Raw genomic sequence first — 22,345 nt, forward strand, 5'->3', positions numbered from 1 at the left:
AGAAGTCCAAGTTTTAAGCATAAAATATTCCTCCTAAAAAATGTATTTTCAGGAGCATGACCGCAAATTTTTATACGTGTGTCAAGTATTTTATGCAAAAAAAATGGGGGAATTAATAAAAATTTTGATTAATAAAAGAGAGTAATCACAGGGGATAAAGAGTTTCCGTGAGAGCTCTATGAATGAAAGGGGGAAATAAGAATGCGCATTTCAAAAAAGATAGTTGTATTACTTGTTATAACTTTTATGACAGTAGGTGCAATGATCAGTATACTAGAGTGGAAGAAAGAAAAGGTTGATTTAAACATGGACACAAGATTGATCATTGAGGATCAGGAAATAGCTGGTTATGAAGAACCTTATGTGGATGATACGGGAATATATCTTCCTTATAATGTTGTAGTAGACCATTTATATCAAAACATGACGTTAGATAAAAAAAGTGAAAATATTTTTATCAACTTAGAGAATCAAGACATCCTATTAGAAGATCCTACATTGACAGATTTCATAAAAGATAATAAAATTGCTATCAATGTACCGACAAAAGTAAAAGATGGACAGGCTTATGTACCTGTAAGCTTATTAAATAAATTATTTGAGATAGATATTTGTTATGTGGATGATACGAAAGCTGTAATCATAGATCATTTTTCTTCTAAAATTATGGTTGGCGAGATCACAGAAAAGAAAGCAAAAATAAAATCAAAATCTTTCTCTTTAATCAATCCAAAGCTTAAAAAAGGAGATCAAGTACGTGTATATGGAGAAGAAGAAAATGATTATATCGTAAGAAGTGATGAAGGAATCATTGGAACTATTGAAAAAAAATATGTGCGTGTTATTGAGGAAGAAAGAAAAATAGACAAACAGCTAAATGAAAAAAGAGAGCTGTTTAATAGTAAAAACCAGAAGATTAATATTGTATGGGAATATGTGAATAAAAAATCACCCGATTTATCAAAGGAGATAAAAATAGAATCTTTAGATGTGATTGTGCCAACATGGTTTAGTATTGCAAATGATAAAGGAACTGTGATGAATAATGGAGATAGAAACTATGTTGAGGAAGCACATGAAAAGGGGTATAAGGTATGGGGGCTTGTAAATAATAGTTTCGATCCTGCGATTACTGCAAGTATATTAAAGGATGAAAAATTAAGAAAAAAAGTAATAGGACAATTAGTTATTTATGCGAGTTTATACGATTTAGATGGAATCAATATTGACTTTGAAAATGTATATTATGAAGATCAAAAAGCTTTGGTAAAGTTTGTTGAAGAAATAAAATATTATACGAAAAAACAAAATTTAGTACTTTCTATGGACATTACTGTACCATCTAGTAGTAAACAGTGGTCCAAGGTTTATGATCGAAGGGCGCTCGGCAAACTTGTAGATTATATGGCTGTGATGACGTATGATGAACATTGGGCATCTAGTCCTGTGAGTGGCTCTGTAGCATCCGTCGGATGGGTTGAAAAAGGCATTTTAAATACTTTAAAATCGATTCCGGAAGAAAAGATCTTATTAGGATTACCTTTTTATACAAGACGTTGGAAAGAATCTAAGGATGCATCTGGAAAAGTAAAGGTGGAATCAAAGGCGATTTCAATGACATGGGCAAAAAAAATCATTGATGAGAAAAATGCACCTGTTATTTGGAATGAAGAAGTAGGACAATATTATGCCCAGTACAATGAAGACGATGCAGTATACAAAATATGGTTAGAAGATCCGCGTTCTATTGCCCTCAAGGTAGATTTAGTAGAAAAACATAATCTTGCTGGTACAGCTGCATGGAGAAGAGGATATGAAGATGTACAGGTTTGGGCAGTTCTACAAAAAATTATAAAAAATGGAAAGACGTATACAGAATTAGGGTTTAATAATTAATAAAAAGGAGTTTTCTCTCATAATAAAACTAAGGAAGCTCCTTTTGTATTATGCATCCTATAAAAATAAAGAAAAGTAAGGTGATCGCGTGTACTTTGCCTATATGGTTAGGTGTAATGATAATTCTTTGTATAGTGGATATACAAAAGGCGATAGTCCAAGGAAGCGAGTAGACGCACACAACGGAGGAGCCGCTAGCAAATATACGAGGACTAGATTACCCGTTAAATTAGTGTATTATGAAGAATTTGAAAGTAAAAGTGAAGCGATGAAAAGGGAGTGTGCATTTAAAAAACTAAACAAAGCACAAAAAGAGAAATTAGTAGAAGCATTTGAAACATCTGACTAGATGAAGGTTGGATGTTGTTCCCGAAATATTCATAGCTTTAGATTTTAATAAGCATATTCCTAAATATAGAATTATAATCTAAAGCTTTTTTATTTTTGTGTTTGTATTTTGTAGTAGCATAGTATCAGTCTATTTTCCTATGATTATTTTCCAATATACTCCTTTATGCTTTAGAGTGTAAACTAGTCATCAAAATGACCTCCTATATTTGGATTGTTTTGTTTTGACACTTTACAATATTAGATTTGAGGCTATTTCCATATATTTTTCTATATGGGTTTGTTTATATTCTCTCTCAAGTAAGCATCGCTTTAAGTGGATACCATTTTAAGAAAAGTAGAAAGAATATAGGGGGGAAGTTATGAAAGTGTTAATTGTTACAGAAAGGTTAAATATTTGTTTAGCGAAAGAGCAAGACATTCATACGATCATTGAGATTGAGAATCATGATGATAATAAAAGGTTTATTTGGCAAGGTACATATCAAGAACACTTAGATGAAATTAATGATGATATGGCATTGTTACTTACATTTAGAGAAAAAGATGACAATAAAATTGTTGGCTATGCATTAGCTAAGATTAATTTTAAATTTGATGTTTTTGAATTACGTCGAATTGCAATTTCAAAAAAAGGTTGTGGTTATGGCAAGGAATCCATTTTAGGAATAATAAAATATAGCTTTGAGCAGTTAAACACAAACAGATTTTGGCTAGATGTATATCCTAATAATGAAATTGGGATTAACCTATATAAGGGTATTGGTATGCATCTAGATGGTATATTGCGTCAATCCTATAAAGATGAAAGAGGATATCTTGATCAAATGATTTTTTCAATTCTTAGAGAAGCGTATCTTGTAGATAAAAAATGTAATGCAGAAGAGTATATAGGCAATTATTAATATTAAATATTGATGATTTGTAATTAATGGGGGGCATTTGTAATAGATGTGTATAGAAGAAGAAAGGAGATTGAGTATGGTTACATTTGATGATTTTTTGAAGTTAGATATTAGGGTTGGAGAAATAGTCCAAGTTGAAGTTTTTAAAAAGGCAAAAAAGCCTGCATATAAATTATGGATTGATTTTGGAGATGAACTTGGTATAAAGAAATCTAGTGCTCAAATTACTGAATGTTATAGAATAGAAGAACTGATTGGCAAACAAGTTTTAGGGGTAGTAAATTTTCCTCCAAGGCAAATTGCTGATTTTATGTCAGAAGTATTGATATTGGGAATATATGCTGAACAAGGCGTTGTATTAATTCAACCAGAACAACCAGTAAGAAACGGAGACCGATTAGGATAATACGTTGTTGTAAGTTAAAAGATGAAAAACTACCCTACTTTTAATTATACGCATAATTAAAACACAGCTAAAGAATTAAATAAGCAATATAGTTCGTAATATTCTTATATTGTGGTGTGTGCTTTACGTAGGAGCAATACCTGGATAGGGTAAAAATGGCTTTAGAAAGTTAAGCCTCTTTATAGTATAAGATTATTTGTAAGTAAATTCTGCATTGGGATTACCTATCCAAAAATAATTGATAACAGGAGATAAGATGAAATGCTACTACAGATAACAAACAATTCATACTATCCTACAAAAATCGTGTAGGACACCGTGAACGATGAGACCGTTAGCTGAAATCAGACGCATGAATGCGCGAAGTAGTCTATACAGGGCGAAAATTATATAGTACAGTTTTCCAAAGGAGAAATGATAATCAATGAAAATTATTCGTAAAAAGGTATTATCTGTAGCAGTTATAATTATTCTTATACTGTTTATACCTTTGATTATTAATAGAATTAGTATTCTAATAAACTCCAAAATTATAGATGACTTGAGTGGAGAAATATATTATACAAAGAGGGTTGATGAGAGTTTGGCTTTATACAAATCAGATGCAAATATGAAAAATGAAAAGTTAATATATAATAATAAAGGAAATGGCAAGCTCAAATCTGGTGAAAGCAATGATAATATAGGAGATTTTGGATTTTTTCCTGAAATAGGAAAAATTGAATTTGAAGCGGTATACAATGGTAAATGGAGTATTCTTGGTATTAAAGAAGGTGAAACCAAGCCTATATATATTAGAGAATCAAAAGAAGTAAAAGTTCTAGATAATTATCGAGTAGTTGAAATTGATACAGATTATATTCGTTGTAAGAATGCCAATTTAGAGATATATGAGAAACAAGGGTCTCTGTATATGAAAAAAAATGGGCAAGAAAAATGCATCAAAAGGTTTATAGGTATGTATTCTGAAAAGTTTACAGGCTATAGACCCGTTGGATTGTCTCCTGATGGTAAATATCTAGTTTACAGCAATTTAGGTGCATTTTTAGGAACCATAATTCATGAAAAAAAACAATATATCATGGACTTAAAAACAGGGAAAAGTACTGAGTATATTAGTTTTTCTTCAGATATTCAATGGGTGCTGCAATGATATAACGTTTGCAATAAAAAATAATTATTTTTTAAATTATTTGAAGGAGCATACATTAGTAGCTAACATGCTAGTATTAAATGATTATGAAAACTTTAGGGAGAACCAACGACGACATCGAGTCCAAAAACGTTAGTGACGCCAAGAAAAGCTTGGTATTACTGGTGACAGTAAAGGTAAGATTCTGGAGGGGTCTGTAGGGGTCAAAGAATGTGGTATGTATAAAAAGTAATGTCAGGAACTTGAGAGGTCTCATTGCCACTTGAGAATAATAAACCGAAAAACAAGATGTTGTAAAGGCAGTGAGAATTTGAAAACAGATCCGTGTCCCTTATTTTGAAAAATATTTACCCCTACAGCCAAAAATTTTGCAATAGAGTAAAATATTGATTATAATAATAGAGATAGGAATATTTTTGTATGAAAAGTATGTATATTGTTAAAAATATCGAGCAAGTGACTTGCTCGATATTTTTACGAAAAGTAAATGTATTTGAATTGGAGTGTTAGGATGAGTAAAGCATTATTTATAACGGAGAAACCAAGTGTTGCAATAGAGTTTGCAAAAGTGTTAAATATTAAAGGCGGTAGTAAGCGGGATGGATTTATAGAATCAGAGAAGGCAGTTGTTACATGGTGTGTTGGACATTTAGTGAATATGAGCTATCCTGAAGTCTATGATCCTAAATATAAAAAATGGATATTAAACGATCTGCCGTTTTTGCCAAAAAAATATAAATATGAAGTCATAAAGAATGTAAAAAAACAATTTGATATTGTAAAAAAACAGATGAAAAGAGGAGATATATCTACGATATATGTATGTACAGACTCGGGGCGAGAAGGGGAGTATATCTACAGATTAGTAGATGAAATGGTTGATGTAAAAGATAAAATAAAAAAAAGAGTTTGGATTGATTCACAAACGGAAGAAGAAATCCGAAAAGGTGTAAAAAATGCAAAGCTATTGTCAGAATATGACCGTTTATCGGATTCCGCTTATTTAAGAGCAAAAGAAGATTACTTGATAGGGATCAATTTTTCAAGATTATTAACATTGAGTTATGGAAGAATGATTAGTAATGCATTAGGGAAAAAATATGTAGTGATTGCAGTAGGGCGTGTGATGACTTGTGTATTGGGTATGATCGTAGGGAGAGAACAAGAAATTAATAAATTTGTAAAAACCCCTTATTATAAAATTATTTCAACATTTCAGCTTGAAGAATCACTAGATTATGCTGGGGAATGGAAAGCTGTAGAGGGTTCTAATTATTATTTATCGAATTTATTATTTAAAGATATTGGATTTAAAGAAAAAGAAAAGGCACAAAAATTTATTGATGACTTAAAAAAAGATAATCCTGAAATGATAGCAACCATTGAAGAAGTAAGCAGAAAGAAAGAAAATAAAAATCCACCGCTATTATATAATCTAGCAGAGCTACAAAATGAATGTGCTAAAAAATTCAAATTAAGCCCAGATCAGACTTTAGAGATTGTGCAAGGCATGTATGAAAAGAAAATGCTTACATATCCTAGAACCGATGCAAGAGTACTATCAAAAGCTGTAACAAAAGAAATCCACAAAAATATAAAAGGACTTTCAAATATGAGTAAAATATGCAATTTGGACCAACAAGATCAAGCGATCGATGGTTTTGTTCAAAAAATTGTAGATGAGGGATTGTTTAAAGGCTTAGAAAAGACAAAGTATGTAAACGATAAAGCCATTACAGATCACTATGCCATTATTCCTACAGGCCAAGGGCTTGGGAGTTTTAATAAATTATCCGATGATGGCAAAAAAATATTTGTACTAATTGTAAGACGGTTTCTGGCAATTTTTTATCCGCCAGCTATTTTTAGTAAGTTATCGATTATCACAAAAATTGAATCAGAACCTTTTTTTACTTCTTCAAAAGTATGTGTCCAAGAAGGGTACTTGCGTGTACTGAATGATGGACAAAAGAATCAAGATACAAAAGAGACGGATGCAGAAATACTAAAGAAACTAAAAAAAGGTCAAAAATTAAAAATTCATCATTTGATTATCAAAGAAAGTGAAACAACACCACCGAAAAGGTATAATTCAGGGGCTATGATTTTAGCAATGGAGAATGCTGGGAAATTGATTGAAGATGAAGAACTAAGAGAACAAATTAAAGGTAGTGGTATTGGAACCAGCGCTACAAGGGCTGAAATATTAAAAAAACTACAAAAAATTGGGTATATCAAATTAAATAAAAAAACACAAATATTAACACCTGCGCCAATGGGAGAGATGATTTATGATGTAGTAAATAAGTCCGTTGCGTCCTTACTTAATCCAGCACTTACGGCTAGTTGGGAAAAAGGTTTAATGATGATTGCTAATGGAGAAATCAAAACAGATGAATATATGGAAAAATTAGAAGCATACATAAGAAAAAATACACAAAAAGTATTGAAACTAAACAATCATTCTAATTTAAGCAATACTTTTGCGCCTATTCCAAGTAGTAATGGGAATATAGAGAGAAACCAAGAAGAAGGAAAAAGAAAAGGGAATCATGCATTAGGAGTGTGCATTACTTGCAATTATGGAAAAATTTTGGAAAATAGGAAAGCTTTTTATTGTAGTAATTGGAAGAATGGATGTAAATTTACTGTTTGGAAAAATAGCTTAGATATGTATGGACAGAAAGTTACAGCAAAACTGATTGAGGAGCTTCTTGAAAAAGGGAGCATAAAAGATATGCAGATTATTTTACCACAGACACACGAGAAATGCAGTGCATCCCTTGAATTTAGAAATGATAAAAGTGGTGCCTTAGAATTGAAGAATGTTAAGCGTATCGAAGAAAAGGAATCAAAAGACGAACGAACGATTGATTAATAAATAGAGAGATCTTCAGATTTAAAAAGCAATTTCAAGGATAGAACAGAGAAAACGATTTCACAGCATTATATTGAAAAATCTGAAAATTGTAACATGACTTAAATTGTTATATACTATAATAGCATAGGTCATTAATTGTGCTTTCAAAGACAGGATGTGGCAATAATATTAAGGAGGGGAGAAAAAAATATGGAAAAAAGAGAAAATTGGGGATCGAAGATTGGCTTTATAATGGCTGCAGCTGGTTCTGCAGTAGGACTAGGAAATATATGGAAATTCCCGTTTACTGCAGGTGACAACGGGGGCGGGGCATTTGTTTTAGTTTATTTAATTTTTGTTGCACTTATTGGTTTTAGTGTTATGCTTACAGAATTTACAGTAGGTAGAAGAAAACAATTAGCTGCTGTTGGTGCGTTTAAATCAGTGGATAGGCGTTGGACATTTGCAGGAGTTTTGGGTGTTTTAAGTGGTTTTTTAATTATGGGATTTTATCCTGTAGTTGGAGGATGGGCGCTCGCATATGTATTTAAAGTAATGGGGGGATTGTTAAATAATCCTGCTACTATTGGGGATGCTTTTGGTACGTTTATTACAAATCCTACTATACCCCTTATTTGGATGGTATTATACCTTATTTTAAACATTGTAATTGTTGCAAAAGGTGTATCTTCCGGAATTGAAAAAGCCGGAAAAATATTAATGCCATTACTATTTTGTATTTTAATTGTTATTGCAATCAAGGGTTTAACACTACCTGGTGCAATGGAGGGTATGGAATTCTTATTTAAACCTGATTTTAGTAAAATCAATGGTAGTGTCGTGCTCGCAGCTTTAGGGCAAGCGTTTTTCTCATTATCATTAGGTATGGGATGTATGATTACTTATGGTTCATACCTATCTAAGAAAGAAAATCTAGTGCAAAATGCAGCGATCGTTACTGCAATGGATACAGCGGTTGCATTATTAGCTGGTATTGCAATGTTCCCAGCAATGTTTGCATTTGGTATGGAGCCAGCTGCAGGACCTGGATTAGTTTTCGTCGTTGTACCTACATTGTTCGCAGAGATGGGAGCTATGGGACCAATGTTTGCAGTTATGTTCTTTATAGCACTTACAGTAGCTGCTTTAACGTCATCCGTTTCATTATTAGAAGTGGTTGTTGCATTTTTAATAGATGAAAAGAAGTTTACTAGGAAGAAAGCTGTATTTTCTTCAGCATCAATTATGGCGTTACTTTGTGTGTTAGCTTCTTTATCACTAGGAGGTATAGGGCCAAAATTATTTGGAACAGGTGCATTTGATGTATTTGATTTATTAACAGATAAGATCTTCTTGGCAATCGGCGGAATGTTATTATGTATTTTTGCAGGTTGGAGATTAAAGAAAGAAGATTTATATGATGAAATTACAAGCAATGGCACAGTAAAGTTCAATTTGTTTGGGTTATGGTATGCATTGGTTAAATTTATTATTCCAATTACAATTTTGATTGTGGCTGTGAATGGAATTCGTCAAGGATTTGAAAGTGGTTCTGGCCCAGTTATGGTAGTAGGAATAGCTATAATTGCAATCTTTGCAGCGATATCTAAAAAGCTTTAGTATTGGTTAGAAAATAGGCTTTTGTCAAAGTTTGTTGGTGAAGCGTAAACCATAATATTAAATATAAAAACATCTTAAGGCAATCATGTCTTAAGCTGTTTTTATCTTGGGTCCAAGCAATGGTACAATCTAACGGTTGAAAGTTTCCTACGAAATAGCATAGATAATCCAAGTAGCTGTTTTGTAGTTGTATTGAAATTTATGTTGACATTTCGATATAAAGATGTTAATATTTTACTATAATTAAAAAGCGTTAGGTACCATTTTGGTTTAATAGGGAAGTACGGTAAAAATCCGTCACAGCCCCCGCTACTGTAAATGATGACGAAACCTCATAATGCCACTGTGAAAACGGGAAGGTAGAGGAAGTAGAGTGATTCATAAGTCAGGAGACCTGCCTATTGTTTGAGTGATTACTATCTTCGGTGGGAAGATCAGGCATAAATTAGTTTTATATTAAGCTAATAAACCCTGTCTTCGGACAGGGTTTTATTATATGTGTTTTCAAGAAAATCTATCTGTTAATTTTAGCAAAGGTCTAGTTAGATTTTTCGAAAATTTTTCCTCAATTCTTGAATCTCTCGGTAAAGAGAGATTCTTTTTTTTACTTTTTTTTTACCGGCCTACAAACATTTGTGTATACATTTTGCTATATTGACCCCCGTTTTTTATACCGATACCAATATGTGTAAAATTAGGATTTAAGATATTTTTTCTATGTCCTTCTGAATTCATGAGCGCTGTATGAGCGTCTTGTACAGATGGATTTCCTGCAATATTCTCACCTGCATAAATGTATTTGATATCAAACTTTTTCATCATGTCAAAAGGACTGCCGTAAGTAGGAGAATTATGACTAAAGTAGTTATTGTCAATCATATCTTGTGCTTTTAGTCTTGCTACCTTTGTGATTGCCATATCAACTTTTAACGGATTTAGTCCATTTTTTGACCGTTCGCCATTAAGGAGACGAAGCATATCTTCTTCATTTGGGGTAAGCTTTGCAACATTTTCTTCTTGAGTGTCTAATTTGGGTTTTTCAATGTATGGCTGGCTATCAGAAGGATTTACGCAGCCTACTTTGCCATCTTTTGTTTGTACTACGTATTGATCTCCAAGTTGACCTACCACGTCATACACATCATTTTTCGGCAACTGCTTGATTACAGCATCGTTTTGATTTTGACCTGCACGACATGTTGCATTGTCTTTTGTGATTTTAATTTGTTCTACTTTACCTTTTTCAAAAATGGATGACGCCTTAGGGCCTATTTTTGGCTTTTGTTGTGGCGTGGTACAAGCGGAACATAAAAACACTGCTAAAATTAATATAGATAATAATTTTTTCATCTATTCATCACCTCAGTAATATTATTGCCTATATAATCAAAATCATTTATGATAAAAGATGAGAAAGTAAAGTAAATACTGGAAAAATAAAAAAAATAAAAAATGTATAAAAGAATAAATAATGGGAAGAATTTTATATAGAAACAAATTCTTATTCCCACCCACAACGCATCATAAGAAAAAGGCAACTGGATAGTTGCCTTTTTCTTATTTTCAAATGTTTTCTTTGAACATGCACACATGTGAACATCACATAGTGTACTTGAAGCAATAATTGTAATAAAGCGAATTATATGGTACAATTTGATAAAAATATGCATTGTGGAGGTGCTTATATGAAAACGGATATACAAATCGCGCAAGATGCGAAAATGATGCCGATTCTAGAAATAGGAAAACAATTGGGATTAGAGGAAGATGATTTAGAGTTATATGGTAAATACAAAGGAAAAATCGCTTTAGATGTATATGATAAATTAAAGGATAAACCAGATGGAAAGCTTGTTTTAGTAACAGCAATCAATCCCACAGCAGCTGGAGAAGGAAAGACCACAACGAATGTTGGATTGAGTATGGGGTTAAATAAGATCGGGAAAAAAACCATTACAGCGCTCAGAGAACCTTCATTAGGACCATCATTTGGTGTAAAAGGAGGGGCAGCTGGTGGTGGATATGCACAAGTGGTGCCTATGGATGATATTAATCTTCATTTTACAGGAGATATCCATGCGATTACAACAGCAAATAATTTACTGGCAGCGCTCTTAGATAATCATCTTCAGCAGGGGAATCAATTAAATGTTGATCCTAGAAGAATTACATGGAAAAGATGTTTAGATATGAATGATCGTGCTTTAAGAAATGTTGTTGTAGGGCTTGGTGGTAGAGCTAATGGGGTTCCAAGAGAAGATGGATTTGATATTTCTGTAGCATCCGAGATTATGGCAATACTTTGTTTATCAAATGATATGAATGATTTAAAGAATAGATTGTCTAGGATGATCGTAGGATTTACATATGAAAATGAACCTGTAACAGCAGAACAATTAGAAGCAACGGGTGCTTTGGCATTATTGTTGAAGGATGCGATAAAGCCAAACTTGGTGCAAACCTTAGAGAATACACCTGCAATTATACATGGGGGGCCCTTTGCCAATATTGCTCATGGATGCAATAGCGTCATGGCAACAAAAATAGGGCTTAAGCTTGCAGATTATGTGATTACGGAGGCAGGATTTGGAGCAGATTTAGGAGCAGAAAAGTTTTTTGATATTAAATGTAGATTTGCTCAGTTAAAGCCAGATGCTACGGTTATTGTTGCAACGGCTAGAGCGCTTAAGAATCATGGAGGCGTTCCTAAAGCTAAGTTAAATGAAGAAAATATTGAAGCACTTGATAAAGGATTTGGAAATTTAGAAAAGCAAATTGAAAATGTTAGAAAATTTGGTGTTCCAGTAGTTGTAGCTATTAACAAATTTCCTACAGATACAGATGGAGAAATTAAGCTTATTGAACAAAAATGCAAAGATTTGGGGGTTGCTGTGATTCTATCAGATGTTTGGGCAAAAGGCGGAGAAGGTGCTATAGAACTTGCGCATAAAGTAGTAGAATTATGTGAATCCGGAGAAGCAAATTTTAAACCCCTATATGATGTAAGTCTTTCTATTAAAGAAAAAATTAAAATGATTGCAAAAGAAATATATGGTGCAGATGGCGTGGAATTTACATCTACAGCTGAAAAAGAAATTCAAAAATATGAAAAGTTAAATTTAGATAAAATGCCTATATGTATTGCAAAAACACAATATTCGCTTTCAGATAATCCAAAGCTATTAGGGAAACCCGCTGGATTTAATATTACTATAAAAAATATTAGAATTTCAGCTGGAGCAGGGTTTTTGTTAGCATTAGCAGGGGATATTATGACGATGCCAGGTTTGCCAAAAGTACCTGCTGCGAACAATATGGATATTCTAGAAGATGGAGAAATTGTAGGATTATTCTAAAACGATGGAGGGTTAGGTATGAAGACACTTGTATTGAATGTAAATGAAATAAAGTGGGAAAAGCATCCTACATTTCCAGGTGTATATATGAAGGATATAGTCACAAAAGAACACAATATGGATGTGATCAATAAATATATTAAGATTGAGTCGAAAGGAGAGATTGCTGTACATACCCATGATGTAACGGAAGCTATTTACTTAGTAGAAGGGATTGCATCCGTATTAGTAAATGGGAACAGAATTTCTTTAAAGGCGGGGAATATGATTGCTACACCTGAGGGTGTATTACATGGCATAAAGAATAACACAGATGAAGAAGTAATATTGCTTGCTACTTTTGGGGTAAAATAAGAGGAGAATTGAGGTGAATCCATGAGTGTTATAGTAAATGAGAATAACAAGATATATGATGCTGATGAATTGATGAAATTAATCCACCAAACAACAGGGTTTGATGTACTAAAGGATATTTCTTCAAGAACCAAGAGAGAAGATGTGTTTGCTTTTATTTTGCAGTGTGATGTAGATCCTTTAAAACAGGACCTAGAAGAATTAGGATTAAGTATAAATATAGAAGAAAATGAAGATGAATATATATCAGAATTAATGAATAAAGCGGATGAATATGCTGTTGAAATTGAAGAAAATTTACCTGAAGATTTAATTGGTTATTATTATGCTTATGAATATGATGAAGATGAAGAGATTATAAAAACCATATTGGTGGTAGCTTTTGATAGACTAGGACAGAAAAAGCTTAAAGAAGTAGGAAATAGACTGATTACGGTTATAGGAGATTGATTTTTAAAAGGATGAACTTTAAGTTCATCCTTTTAATCTAAGTGTGAAGGGTGGGAATCATTGTTATAAGCTATGTTTCTTGAAGTATTTTCTATTTACTTCTTTGTCATTATGCCAGCAAGTTTACTACCCATTTGTTATATCTTTTGAGGCATTTTCTATTAATCTTTTTGTCATTGCGCCACCAAGTTTACCACCCATTTGTCCTGCTTGTCTTGAAGTAATATCGCTGGATAAATTGGTGTTTGGCATAGAAACGCCTAGTTCTTGTGCAATTTCTTCTTTAAATTGGTTTAATGCTTGTCTTGCTTCTTTTACTAAAGGTTTTTTTGACATGTTTATACACCTCTTTCTTTACATCTTAATATTATTATCTACAAAGAGACAATATAATATATAAGGAAAAAAACACCATAAAGAATTTGGATTATTTATTGTGTGAAATAAAGCCTTATGCTAAAATAGTACTGGATAGTATCGTAAGAACTATACCTATTCATAAAATGTGTAAAAAAAATATAGATCTGCTTTGAGCCTTTGGGACAGAGACAGTTGAGTATACTAAAAAATACCATGCATTGCTGTGGCATACTCAGCAATGCATTTTTTATTATCCTGACGATATCCACCTATTGGCGCATGGTTAAATTAGGGAGGGAATAAAATGTTTATAGTAGAAAATATTAAAGAAATAAGAGAAGTTATCAAGAAAGAGAAGAAAGATGGAAAAACTATCGGATTTGTTCCGACTATGGGATATCTTCATGAAGGACACTTATCATTGATTCGAAAAGCGAAAGCTGAAAATGATTTTGTTGTGGTAAGTGTGTTTGTAAATCCTACACAGTTTGGTGTTGGAGAAGATTATGAAACCTATCCTCGTGAAATAGAAAAGGACAGTGAACTTGCAAAAAGTGCAGGTGCAGATAGGGTTTTCCATCCAGCTGTAGAAGAGATGTATCCAGCGACATATCAGACAGATGTAGAAGTGAAAAAAATAACACAGAAGTTGTGTGGATCTTCACGACCAGGACATTTTAAAGGGGTTACCACTGTGGTTTGTAAATTATTCCATATTGTAAACCCTGATAGGGCATATTTTGGGCAGAAAGATGCCCAACAAGTAACTGTCATACAGCAGATGGTGAGGGATTTACATATGGATTTGGAAGTTATTCCATGTCCTATTGTAAGAGAAACAGATGGACTTGCTTTAAGTTCAAGGAACACATATCTTAATGAAGAAGAAAGAAAAGCTGGTTTGATTTTATCGAAGTCTCTTTTTTTAGCAGAGGATCTGATTAAAAATGGAGAGCGAGATGCTATGAAAATAAAAAACTTGATCAGAGAAAATATTACGAAAGAGCCTTTAGCGAATATTGATTATATAGAAGTTGTAAATGCGAATAATTTAGCGCAACTGCATGAACTACAAGACGAGGTACTCATTGCGATAGCTGTAAAAATAGGAAAGACGCGATTGATTGATAATATACGCATAAAAGTTTTATAGGACATCATAACAATATATACCCCTTAGATTTGTAGATTTAAAATAGTACAAATCTAGGGGGATTTTTTTATTTAAATTTTATTTAGTAAGTATTTTTTGTGCAATAGCTACGGATTCCCTTGCATCTTTTGCATAAAAATCAGCACCAATCATATCTGCATACGATTTAGTCAATACAGCACCACCCACAAAAATTTTACAATCTATATGATTTTCTCGAAGGGCTTTAATGGTTTCTTCCATATTTTTTACGGTAGTAGTCATAAGTGCACTTAATCCTATAAGTTTTATATTATGCTCCTTTGCTTTTTCTACAACGGTCTGTATCGGTACATCTTTTCCAAGATCAACCACATAAAATCCATAATTTTCTAGAAGTACTTTGACAATATTTTTCCCAATGTCATGAATGTCTCCTTGTACAGTAGCAAGAATGATTTTTCCATTGGATAGACTACCCTTTCCATTTTTAAGTAAATAAGATTGAATGACTTCAAAAGAAGCTTTTACTGTTTCTGCTGAACGAATAAGTTGTGGTAAAAAGAGTTCTTCCTTTTCATATTGATCACCTACAAAATCAAGGGCTGGAATTAAATACGTGTTGACAATTTCTAATGGATCCATAGCTGTTAAAAGCTCTTTTGTCTTTTTTGAAGCATCTGATTTTATACCATCAATAATGATTTGTTTTAAATTTTTATGGATTTCTATATTTGGAGAAATTTCTTTTTGGTTATCATTTTTATAAGTTGCGATATATTTTTCTGAACCTTCATCATGATTAGAAAGTACGTTGAAAGTATGAAAGGCTTCCATATTACTCTCAAGTAGGGGATCTGTAATGGGTGCATCTAGTCCAAAGGCTAAGGCCATTGCAAGAAAAGTTCTATTAAGTAACTTTCTTTGAGGAAGACCAAAGGATACATTGCTTACGCCAAGGACTGTTTTTACACCATACTTTTCCTTTACCAACTGAATCGCTTTCAATGTTTCCATGACTTCTTTTTGTTGGGCAGATGCAGTTAATACCAAACAGTCTATTAGAATATTTTCCTTTGGGATGCCATAAGATACAGCTGTATCTATAATTTTTCCTGCAATCTTAACGCGTTCTTCCGCTGTATTTGGAATACCTTTTTCATCTAATGTAAGACCAATCACACAAGCACCATATTTTTTAGCAATAGGTAAAATGGTTTTCATACTTTCAATTTTACCATTTACAGAATTGATCATTGGTTTTCCATTATAAATTCTTACACCTGCTTCAATAACATCCCCATTGGGGCTGTCGATTTGTAGCGGAATATCAATAATTCCTTGGATTTCTTTGATAACCTTTATCATAATTTCTTTTTCATTGAGTTCAGGAAGGCCTATATTTACATCAAGAATATGTGCACCGGCTTCTTTTTGGCGGATTGCTTCTGATAATACATAGTCTAAATCATTTTCTTTTAAGGCAGCCTTTAATTTTTTCTTGCCAGTAGGATTGATTCTTTCACCAATTATTTTGGGTTCTTGGCCAATGATAATTGTTTTTGTGGAAGAACATGCTGTTGTCAATTTTTGAGGAGTGATTTTCACAGGAGATAAACTTTTAAAAGCTGCTTTTGTGGCTTTTATAAAATCTGGATTTGTTCCACAACACCCTCCTATAATCGAAACACCACTTTGTGCCATAGTTCTTATTTCCCGGGAAAATTCTTCTGGTGTTAAATCAAATACAGTTTCGCCGTTCTTTGATCTAGGTAATCCTGCATTTGGTTGAATCATAACAGGTACAGAAGCATAATTTGTTATTTTATCTACAAGAGGGCGAATTTCTTTAGGACCTAAAGAACAATTGACTCCTAATGCATCTACACCTAATCCTTCAAGGACATGGACCATTGTCAGGGGATCAGTTCCAGTTAAGGTTCTGCCATTTTGCTGAAAGGTCAGGGTGCAAAAAACAGGAAGATTACAATTTTCCTTTGCAGCAAGTATAGCTGCTTTTGCTTCATATAGATCGGATAGGGTTTCAATTAGAATAAGGTCTGCACCAGATGCTGCTCCTACCGTCACTTGTTCTTTGAAAACTTCATAAGATTCATCGAAGCTGAGAGTACCTATAGGCTCAAGGAGTTGCCCGATTGGTCCAATATCTAAGGCAACAAGTTTTTCACAGGCAGCTTTCTTTGCAATAGAGACCGCGTTACGGATGATTTGCTCTACATCATAGGATGAATTTTTAAGCTTAAGTGTATTGGCACCAAAGGTATTTGTAGTAATAATATCTGCACCTGCATCAATATATTTTTTATGGATATCATAAACAATCTCAGGATGAAGGATATTATAACTCTCAGGGAGATCACCGATAGGTAGACCTGCTTGTTGAAGCATGGTGCCCATAGCACCATCGAAGAAAATAAATTTATTATCAATTATTTTTTTGAATTCCACAAGAATCACCATCTTTCTTATAAGTACAAGTAGCATTTTGATTGCAATTTTCACATGCATTTTGTTTTAAGGTAGCAGGATTATTTTGTAGACCAATCACTGCAGTGACAGATTTTCTAGGAGTTAGAATGAAATTATCTGTAACGGCTAAGCCTATTTTACGTTGTGTATCTAAAGTTTGAATGATTTTTGGTTGAATGGAGAGTGGAAAATCTCCATAACCTGGACTATATCGGTAAGTTGTATGAAAATCATGTGTTTCTGCAAATTCGATTATTTCTTCTTCTACCTTATTGCAGAAAGATTCTACGAATGTAGTAGCAACTGCATCGAAAATAAGACTTTTTGTCAAATCAATTTTACTATAATATCTTATTTTCTGATCAATAAAATTACCAAGGGTTACAGCCATAATTGCACATTTTTTAGCATATAGAAGATGATTAGTTATGTCATTTCCTTCAAAAACTAAAGAAGTTCCTTTAAGAAAGACTTTATGATTTGATTTTTCAATATCAAATATATTATACACATAATTTACATTTGTAGTTTTTTTTACTTCTTCTATGGATGCATCAATGAGTTGATTTGTTAAATAGTCAATTTTTTCGCTATGATACCCTAAATAACGCAGTACTTCTTTTTTATGAATATCCATAATTTATGCCTCTGTTAATACATTTCTTATAGTTGAAATACTTTCAACTATTTTCCGAGTCGTTTTTGGGCGGTTCATGGTATAGATATGAATGCCATCAACACCCCATGAAAGTAGATCTATAATTTGTTCTACAGCATAAGCAATACCTGCTTCTTTTAGGGCTTCAGGTTTATCCGCATATTTTTCAATAATTCGAATAAATTTCTTTGGCATATGACAGCCACAAAGAGATACGATATGATCGATTTGTTTTTTATTAATCACTGGAAGAATCCCTGCTGAAATGGGTATATGACTATTTTGTACATTTAATTTTTCTTTGAAACTATAAAAAATTTCATTATCGAAAAAAAGTTGTGAAATTAAAAAATCAGCGCCGGTATTTATTTTTGTGTTTAGATGAAAAAGGTCTTTATCTAAACAATCACACCCAATATGTCCTTCTGGATAACATGCTGCACCGATACTAAAATTATTCTTTGACTGTATATGTGTAACAAGATCTTTTGCATATTGATAATGAAGAGGATCAGGAAACTTAAAATTTGGATCTTTCGGAAAATCTCCTCGAAGTGCAAGTATATTTTCTACATTCATGTGCTTTAACTGGCTCAAAATATTTTCTATTTCTTCTTTTGTAGAAGTAACACAGGTAAGATGTGCTAAAGATTCAATATGATATATATTTTTAATGATAGAAGCAATTTCAACTGTTTTATTGACCGTATTTCCCCCTGCACCATAAGTAACACTAATAAAATCCGGTTTTAAATCTTTTAATGCATCGATTGTATGATAGATGGTATCTATAGGTCCATCTTTTTTAGGGGGAAATATTTCAAAAGAAATCACTGGCTTTTTATTTTTATATAAATTTTTTATTTGCATTTATAACACTCCTTAATAGAATATATTTAATTTTTATGGTTGGACGAATGTAATATTTCCCCAAGTTCCCATTTTATCATCAATAATGATGAGAAGTCCTTCTATTCCTTCTATTGATTTTCCATATGCAATGCCTTTATGGATATCTTCAGATGTAACAATCATATTACCTATAGCTGTTGCTACCCCATCTGCAAGAAGGGTATCTTTTGATAAAACAACAATTGCATCTGCGCGTCCAAAGCTAAGAGAGTGCCCTACCTTTCCAGCTGAGGTACATATACCCAAAGGGGTATCTTCAGGAGAGATAGATAAAGCAATTTTATTTGAAAAGGGGGAGTTACCCGCATAAACTAATATCTTCTTTTTATGAGTTGTTTTTATAAAAATATCTCCCCCGTTTTCAATAATGATTTCATCTGTGTATTGTAGTAGCGATAAACCAACATACTGGGATATGGCACCAGCAACTGTAGCCATAGGGCCAACTTTCGCGAAAGAAGATGCTTGGATCATATGTTTTATCAGTTCTGTAGCATTTTTTGAAGATTCTAAAGGTATTAAACTCGTATAAAAATCTTTATGGAGGGATGCATAATCTTTAATTTCTTCTCTATATTTGAGCAAGTATTGTTTTGCTTCTTTATCTAGATTACATTTTGCAGATATGTGCAAATCAGATTCTTGCTCTATTACAGTAAAATTAATAAAATCATTTGGTTTCATATATTCTCGATAAAATCTTTTTTCATACATAAAAATCACCTATAAACCATTAGTTATAATTTTTAAAGGACACGCTTTTATACAAAGATTACATCCTAAACATTTTTCAGCATTGAAAGATAATCGCCAACTGTTTGTATCGAGATTTAAGGCATCTGAAGGACAAACAGCTGTACAAACCCCACAATGTACACAAGCTTTTTCATCCCAATATATTGTTGTATGAATGCGGTCAATGTGAATGCCAATACTTTCAAGATAGTTGATTCCTGATAATATATTAGATTCATCCCCTTCAAGTTCTAATAAAAGGGTACCTTTTGTATTGTAATTGATCGCAGCACTTAATATATTTGTTTTCAAATCATATTTTTTGATTAGGTTATAGGTAATAGGTTGGTCTGTTAAATGGGGTGGGAAGATTAAAAAAATCTTTTTTTTCATGACTTATTCCTCCTCGTTATCAATGATCTCAAGAGAATTTAAACGGTTATTTTGTGGAAATGCTTCAATAGGCTGTTGAAGGAAAAACTTACCTTCTTCAATCTGTTTTTTCAACGCTTGAGCAATCTTTCTTGATTTATATAAACTTGTAATCGGTGCGGTTTTAATTATTTTCCCATTCAAATTGATAGAACCACTTCTAAGTTGTGCATAACTTACTCTGCCTAGTGTTGGTTTATCTCTTTTAGGAACACTATAATCTACGATACTTGTATAAAGATCTGCATCTTTAATAGAGACACATTTCATCATTTCTTCGTCAAGTATTGGGATAGGTATACCAATGCCAACAAACATTGAAACGCCATACCCCTCGAAAACTGCTGGTTTTATATATTCTGTACTCATTTTCTTTAAATCACCAATAACTGCCAAGGTTGCTGCTGGAGATATAGGAATACCATTTTCATCTCTTTCACGACCAGAATGAAATTGTGTTCCTTGCCATGAAATATATCCTGCTGTTCCTGCAAGAAAGATTCTTGTGCCGATACCAATGGTTCGGTACAAGGGGTCATTGAAAAGAGGACTTAATTGTCCAGCAGTACAATAGTTGATATTTCCCATATATGGCTGTAGCACACCCATATAAGTATAGATGGGATTTTGGGATGTATTGATTGCAGCACTATAATTTTGATAAGCATTCCTTGGATTGAATAAATAGGCTTCATTAATGGAATCTTTTGTGATATAGGTATCTGTTTCTACTCTTGGATAACAATCAGTTCCTGGAGAAGTTGCTTGTAGATGGACTTTTTTTCCATCTATCAAATCACAAATGACATGGGCACCTCCATATGCAATTCCTTTACTTTTTGAAATTTCTGTAGCACCAATATAAGAATCCACAGCAGCAAGACCAGCATATGCGGGTACATCATTTAATAAGACATTAGTCATTCTAATGGGCGGGTCGGTATGACCAAAGTTTAAAAATGCTCCTGTTGAACACATAGGTCCAAAAGTTGCAGTTGTGACTACATCCACATATTTTGTCGCTTCTTTGATTCCTTTCTCCTTTACAAGATCAATAACTTCTTCAGCGCTAACTACAATAGCATTACCATTTTTAATTTTTTCGTTGATTTCCTCGTAAGTCTTCTTTGTAGACATATTGCACCTTCCTTTCATATTAAAAAAACTTCTTTCGAGAGTGAAAGAAGTTTTTTATTCTAACAATCTCATCTGTCGGTAATATACCGTTGGAATTAGCACCGTTGCATATAATATGCCGGTTGCCGGGTTTCATAGGGCCAAATCCCTCCACCACTCTTAATAAGAGATAGATATTTAGTTTTTATTAATTTAATAGTAAGTTTATATGAATATTTCTTTTATGTCAATGCTATTTTTTGAATTTTTATTAATTTTCGATAAATTGATGTAGAGGTATGGATGAACAACTTAAAAATAAAATAAAAAAAAAAGTGTTTTTTAATTCGAATTTAGAGTATTTTTTACAAAATGTTTAAAAAGTAAAGTTCAGGCCAATTAAGTGGAAACAGGTATTTTTACCTATTTCTAAATGAAAGTAATGAAAAACATTATGAATTGTGATAAAATATGAATTGTGATAAAATATGGATGTGAAAAAATTTAAATGACTAAGGTGGGGGGCATCTTGTGGATCATAAAAATACAATAACAGGCATCATAGTATTTTTTGTGTTTATTATGTTTGGAGGATTTGTAGGAATATTTGCTGGATATTTTCTTGTTGGACAGGCAGAAGCAGAAGGATTTCCAGTAGTTCAAAAAGAAAAAGAGATAGATAATGAGCAAATAGAAGAACAAGAAGAACCACAAATAGAAGAAGTATTAGAAGAATTACCTCCTATTGAAATTTCAAAATTAAATGATCTATACCATGTTTTAGATATTTGGAAAGAGATTATTCAAAGAACTGCCAATGAGCAGCTTACCCATAAGGAAGCAGGAAAATTAATTTATACAATATCAAGTGAAATGTACAAAAGAAATATACCTGAGGAATTTAGTTTATTTCGATTAAAAAATATTATTGTAGATAATGGAAAAGGTCAATTAAAGGAATTAAATTATTCAAATTTTACATATGATAGTGAAAAGATTATTTATGTAGATGCTATAGAAACTTATGAAAATGATACATTTACATATAAACTGAAATTTGTAAATGAAAATGAAAACTGGTATTTTGCAGCGCAACTAGATAAGTAAGAGCTCTATGGAGCTCTTTTTCTTTAGAAGTTATTAAAATAAAGAAAAATATTGA

At 32.6% G+C, this 22,345-nt stretch carries 20 protein-coding genes and 2 riboswitches; of the genes, 12 read left to right on the forward strand and 8 right to left on the reverse strand.

Features of this window, described 5'->3' with window-relative positions; all coding sequences use genetic code 11:
* Positions 1-201 precede the first annotated feature (201 nt).
* The 7 genes from EV214_RS10720 (at position 202) to EV214_RS10750 (ending at position 9,188) form a co-directional block, all read left to right on the forward strand.
* The gene (locus EV214_RS10720) at positions 202-1,896 is read left to right on the forward strand and encodes a glycosyl hydrolase family 18 protein (protein WP_132245607.1); all 1,695 of its coding nucleotides are present in this window, start codon (positions 202-204) and stop codon (positions 1,894-1,896) included.
* Positions 1,897-1,999: 103 nt separating this feature from the next.
* Positions 2,000-2,245 carry a GIY-YIG nuclease family protein gene (locus EV214_RS10725; RefSeq protein ID WP_132245609.1) on the forward strand — a complete coding sequence of 82 codons (246 nt, stop codon included), beginning with the start codon at positions 2,000-2,002 and terminating at the stop codon, positions 2,243-2,245.
* Between the two features lie 361 nt (positions 2,246-2,606).
* Positions 2,607-3,149, forward strand: a complete 543-nt coding sequence (locus EV214_RS10730; protein ID WP_132245611.1) for a GNAT family N-acetyltransferase — start codon at positions 2,607-2,609, stop codon at positions 3,147-3,149.
* Positions 3,150-3,195: 46 nt separating this feature from the next.
* Positions 3,196-3,555, forward strand: coding sequence for a tRNA-binding protein (locus EV214_RS10735; RefSeq protein WP_330571298.1), 360 nt, complete (start codon positions 3,196-3,198; stop codon positions 3,553-3,555).
* Positions 3,556-3,979: 424 nt separating this feature from the next.
* Positions 3,980-4,708 carry a hypothetical protein gene (locus EV214_RS10740; protein WP_132245613.1) on the forward strand — a complete coding sequence of 243 codons (729 nt, stop codon included), beginning with the start codon at positions 3,980-3,982 and terminating at the stop codon, positions 4,706-4,708.
* 511 nt (positions 4,709-5,219) lie between these two features.
* Positions 5,220-7,586, forward strand: coding sequence for a DNA topoisomerase (locus EV214_RS10745; RefSeq protein ID WP_132245615.1), 2,367 nt, complete (start codon positions 5,220-5,222; stop codon positions 7,584-7,586).
* Between the two features lie 192 nt (positions 7,587-7,778).
* Positions 7,779-9,188: a sodium-dependent transporter gene (locus EV214_RS10750; RefSeq protein ID WP_132245617.1), complete on the forward strand. Its 1,410-nt coding sequence runs from the start codon at positions 7,779-7,781 to the stop codon at positions 9,186-9,188.
* Positions 9,189-9,426: 238 nt separating this feature from the next.
* Positions 9,427-9,604: riboswitch (cobalamin riboswitch) on the forward strand.
* Between the two features lie 199 nt (positions 9,605-9,803).
* Here EV214_RS10750 and EV214_RS10755 read toward each other — a convergent pair.
* Positions 9,804-10,538, reverse strand: a complete 735-nt coding sequence (locus EV214_RS10755; protein WP_132245619.1) for a CAP domain-containing protein — start codon at positions 10,536-10,538, stop codon at positions 9,804-9,806.
* A gap of 335 nt (positions 10,539-10,873) precedes the next feature.
* Between EV214_RS10755 and EV214_RS10760 the strand changes: the two genes are divergently transcribed.
* Genes EV214_RS10760 through EV214_RS10770 form a run of 3 tightly spaced genes read left to right on the forward strand, consistent with a single transcriptional unit; the run spans position 10,874 to position 13,348 of the window.
* Positions 10,874-12,544 (forward strand): formate--tetrahydrofolate ligase, encoded by a 1,671-nt coding sequence (locus EV214_RS10760; RefSeq protein WP_132245621.1) that lies wholly within the window; start codon positions 10,874-10,876, stop codon positions 12,542-12,544.
* An 18-nt stretch (positions 12,545-12,562) separates the two neighbouring features.
* The gene (locus tag EV214_RS10765) at positions 12,563-12,898 is read left to right on the forward strand and encodes a cupin domain-containing protein (protein WP_132245623.1); all 336 of its coding nucleotides are present in this window, start codon (positions 12,563-12,565) and stop codon (positions 12,896-12,898) included.
* Positions 12,899-12,919: 21 nt separating this feature from the next.
* Positions 12,920-13,348, forward strand: coding sequence for a hypothetical protein (locus EV214_RS10770; protein WP_132245625.1), 429 nt, complete (start codon positions 12,920-12,922; stop codon positions 13,346-13,348).
* 126 nt (positions 13,349-13,474) lie between these two features.
* On the opposite strand, the gene EV214_RS10775 is transcribed toward EV214_RS10770, so the two are convergent.
* The gene (locus EV214_RS10775; RefSeq protein ID WP_132245627.1) at positions 13,475-13,684 is read right to left on the reverse strand and encodes an alpha/beta-type small acid-soluble spore protein; all 210 of its coding nucleotides are present in this window, start codon (positions 13,682-13,684) and stop codon (positions 13,475-13,477) included.
* A 328-nt stretch (positions 13,685-14,012) separates the two neighbouring features.
* Between EV214_RS10775 and panC the strand changes: the two genes are divergently transcribed.
* Positions 14,013-14,861 (forward strand): pantoate--beta-alanine ligase, encoded by an 849-nt coding sequence (panC, locus tag EV214_RS10780; protein ID WP_132245629.1) that lies wholly within the window; start codon positions 14,013-14,015, stop codon positions 14,859-14,861.
* Between the two features lie 78 nt (positions 14,862-14,939).
* Here the strand turns inward: panC and EV214_RS10785 are convergent, their stop codons facing one another.
* From EV214_RS10785 to EV214_RS10810, 6 genes are read right to left on the reverse strand one after another with little or no spacing between them, the layout of a single operon-like run.
* Positions 14,940-17,309 carry a homocysteine S-methyltransferase family protein gene (locus EV214_RS10785; protein ID WP_330571299.1) on the reverse strand — a complete coding sequence of 790 codons (2,370 nt, stop codon included), beginning with the start codon at positions 17,307-17,309 and terminating at the stop codon, positions 14,940-14,942.
* The gene (locus EV214_RS10790; protein ID WP_132245633.1) at positions 17,287-17,967 is read right to left on the reverse strand and encodes a vitamin B12 dependent-methionine synthase activation domain-containing protein; all 681 of its coding nucleotides are present in this window, start codon (positions 17,965-17,967) and stop codon (positions 17,287-17,289) included. Before EV214_RS10790 ends, EV214_RS10785 begins: the two co-directional genes overlap by 23 nt.
* A gap of 3 nt (positions 17,968-17,970) precedes the next feature.
* Positions 17,971-18,858: a methylenetetrahydrofolate reductase [NAD(P)H] gene (gene metF / locus EV214_RS10795; protein ID WP_132245635.1), complete on the reverse strand. Its 888-nt coding sequence runs from the start codon at positions 18,856-18,858 to the stop codon at positions 17,971-17,973.
* A 33-nt stretch (positions 18,859-18,891) separates the two neighbouring features.
* Positions 18,892-19,614, reverse strand: a complete 723-nt coding sequence (locus EV214_RS10800) for a UPF0280 family protein (protein ID WP_132245637.1) — start codon at positions 19,612-19,614, stop codon at positions 18,892-18,894.
* 9 nt (positions 19,615-19,623) lie between these two features.
* Complete coding sequence (locus EV214_RS10805) at positions 19,624-20,028, reverse strand: NIL domain-containing protein (RefSeq protein WP_132245639.1); 405 nt, start codon at positions 20,026-20,028, stop codon at positions 19,624-19,626.
* A 3-nt stretch (positions 20,029-20,031) separates the two neighbouring features.
* Positions 20,032-21,204, reverse strand: a complete 1,173-nt coding sequence (locus tag EV214_RS10810) for a homocysteine biosynthesis protein (protein WP_132245641.1) — start codon at positions 21,202-21,204, stop codon at positions 20,032-20,034.
* 65 nt (positions 21,205-21,269) lie between these two features.
* Positions 21,270-21,373, reverse strand: a riboswitch (SAM riboswitch).
* Positions 21,374-21,714: 341 nt separating this feature from the next.
* Between EV214_RS10810 and EV214_RS10815 the strand changes: the two genes are divergently transcribed.
* Complete coding sequence (locus EV214_RS10815) at positions 21,715-22,290, forward strand: hypothetical protein (RefSeq protein ID WP_132245643.1); 576 nt, start codon at positions 21,715-21,717, stop codon at positions 22,288-22,290.
* Positions 22,291-22,345: the final 55 nt, after the last annotated feature.

It is taken from the genome of Marinisporobacter balticus (genome assembly GCF_004345705.1).
In the GTDB taxonomy this organism is placed as follows: domain Bacteria; phylum Bacillota; class Clostridia; order Peptostreptococcales; family Thermotaleaceae; genus Marinisporobacter; species Marinisporobacter balticus.

Excerpts from the sequence above, each read along its gene's own strand:
- EV214_RS10720 (WP_132245607.1), top strand. The coding sequence starts at position 202 with ATGCGCATTTCAAAAAAGATAGTTGTATTACTTGTTATAACTTTTATG.
- EV214_RS10725 (WP_132245609.1), top strand. The coding sequence starts at position 2,000 with ATGGTTAGGTGTAATGATAATTCTTTGTATAGTGGATATACAAAAGGC.
- EV214_RS10730 (WP_132245611.1), top strand. The coding sequence starts at position 2,607 with ATGAAAGTGTTAATTGTTACAGAAAGGTTAAATATTTGTTTAGCGAAA.
- EV214_RS10735 (WP_330571298.1), top strand. The coding sequence starts at position 3,196 with ATGTGTATAGAAGAAGAAAGGAGATTGAGTATGGTTACATTTGATGAT.
- EV214_RS10740 (WP_132245613.1), top strand. The coding sequence starts at position 3,980 with ATGAAAATTATTCGTAAAAAGGTATTATCTGTAGCAGTTATAATTATT.
- EV214_RS10745 (WP_132245615.1), top strand. The coding sequence starts at position 5,220 with ATGAGTAAAGCATTATTTATAACGGAGAAACCAAGTGTTGCAATAGAG.
- EV214_RS10750 (WP_132245617.1), top strand. The coding sequence starts at position 7,779 with ATGGAAAAAAGAGAAAATTGGGGATCGAAGATTGGCTTTATAATGGCT.
- EV214_RS10755 (WP_132245619.1), bottom strand. The coding sequence starts at position 10,538 with ATGAAAAAATTATTATCTATATTAATTTTAGCAGTGTTTTTATGTTCC.
- EV214_RS10760 (WP_132245621.1), top strand. The coding sequence starts at position 10,874 with ATGAAAACGGATATACAAATCGCGCAAGATGCGAAAATGATGCCGATT.
- EV214_RS10765 (WP_132245623.1), top strand. The coding sequence starts at position 12,563 with ATGAAGACACTTGTATTGAATGTAAATGAAATAAAGTGGGAAAAGCAT.
- EV214_RS10770 (WP_132245625.1), top strand. The coding sequence starts at position 12,920 with ATGAGTGTTATAGTAAATGAGAATAACAAGATATATGATGCTGATGAA.
- EV214_RS10775 (WP_132245627.1), bottom strand. The coding sequence starts at position 13,684 with ATGTCAAAAAAACCTTTAGTAAAAGAAGCAAGACAAGCATTAAACCAA.
- panC (WP_132245629.1), top strand. The coding sequence starts at position 14,013 with ATGTTTATAGTAGAAAATATTAAAGAAATAAGAGAAGTTATCAAGAAA.
- EV214_RS10790 (WP_132245633.1), bottom strand. The coding sequence starts at position 17,967 with ATGGATATTCATAAAAAAGAAGTACTGCGTTATTTAGGGTATCATAGC.
- metF (WP_132245635.1), bottom strand. The coding sequence starts at position 18,858 with ATGCAAATAAAAAATTTATATAAAAATAAAAAGCCAGTGATTTCTTTT.
- EV214_RS10800 (WP_132245637.1), bottom strand. The coding sequence starts at position 19,614 with ATGTATGAAAAAAGATTTTATCGAGAATATATGAAACCAAATGATTTT.
- EV214_RS10805 (WP_132245639.1), bottom strand. The coding sequence starts at position 20,028 with ATGAAAAAAAAGATTTTTTTAATCTTCCCACCCCATTTAACAGACCAA.
- EV214_RS10810 (WP_132245641.1), bottom strand. The coding sequence starts at position 21,204 with ATGTCTACAAAGAAGACTTACGAGGAAATCAACGAAAAAATTAAAAAT.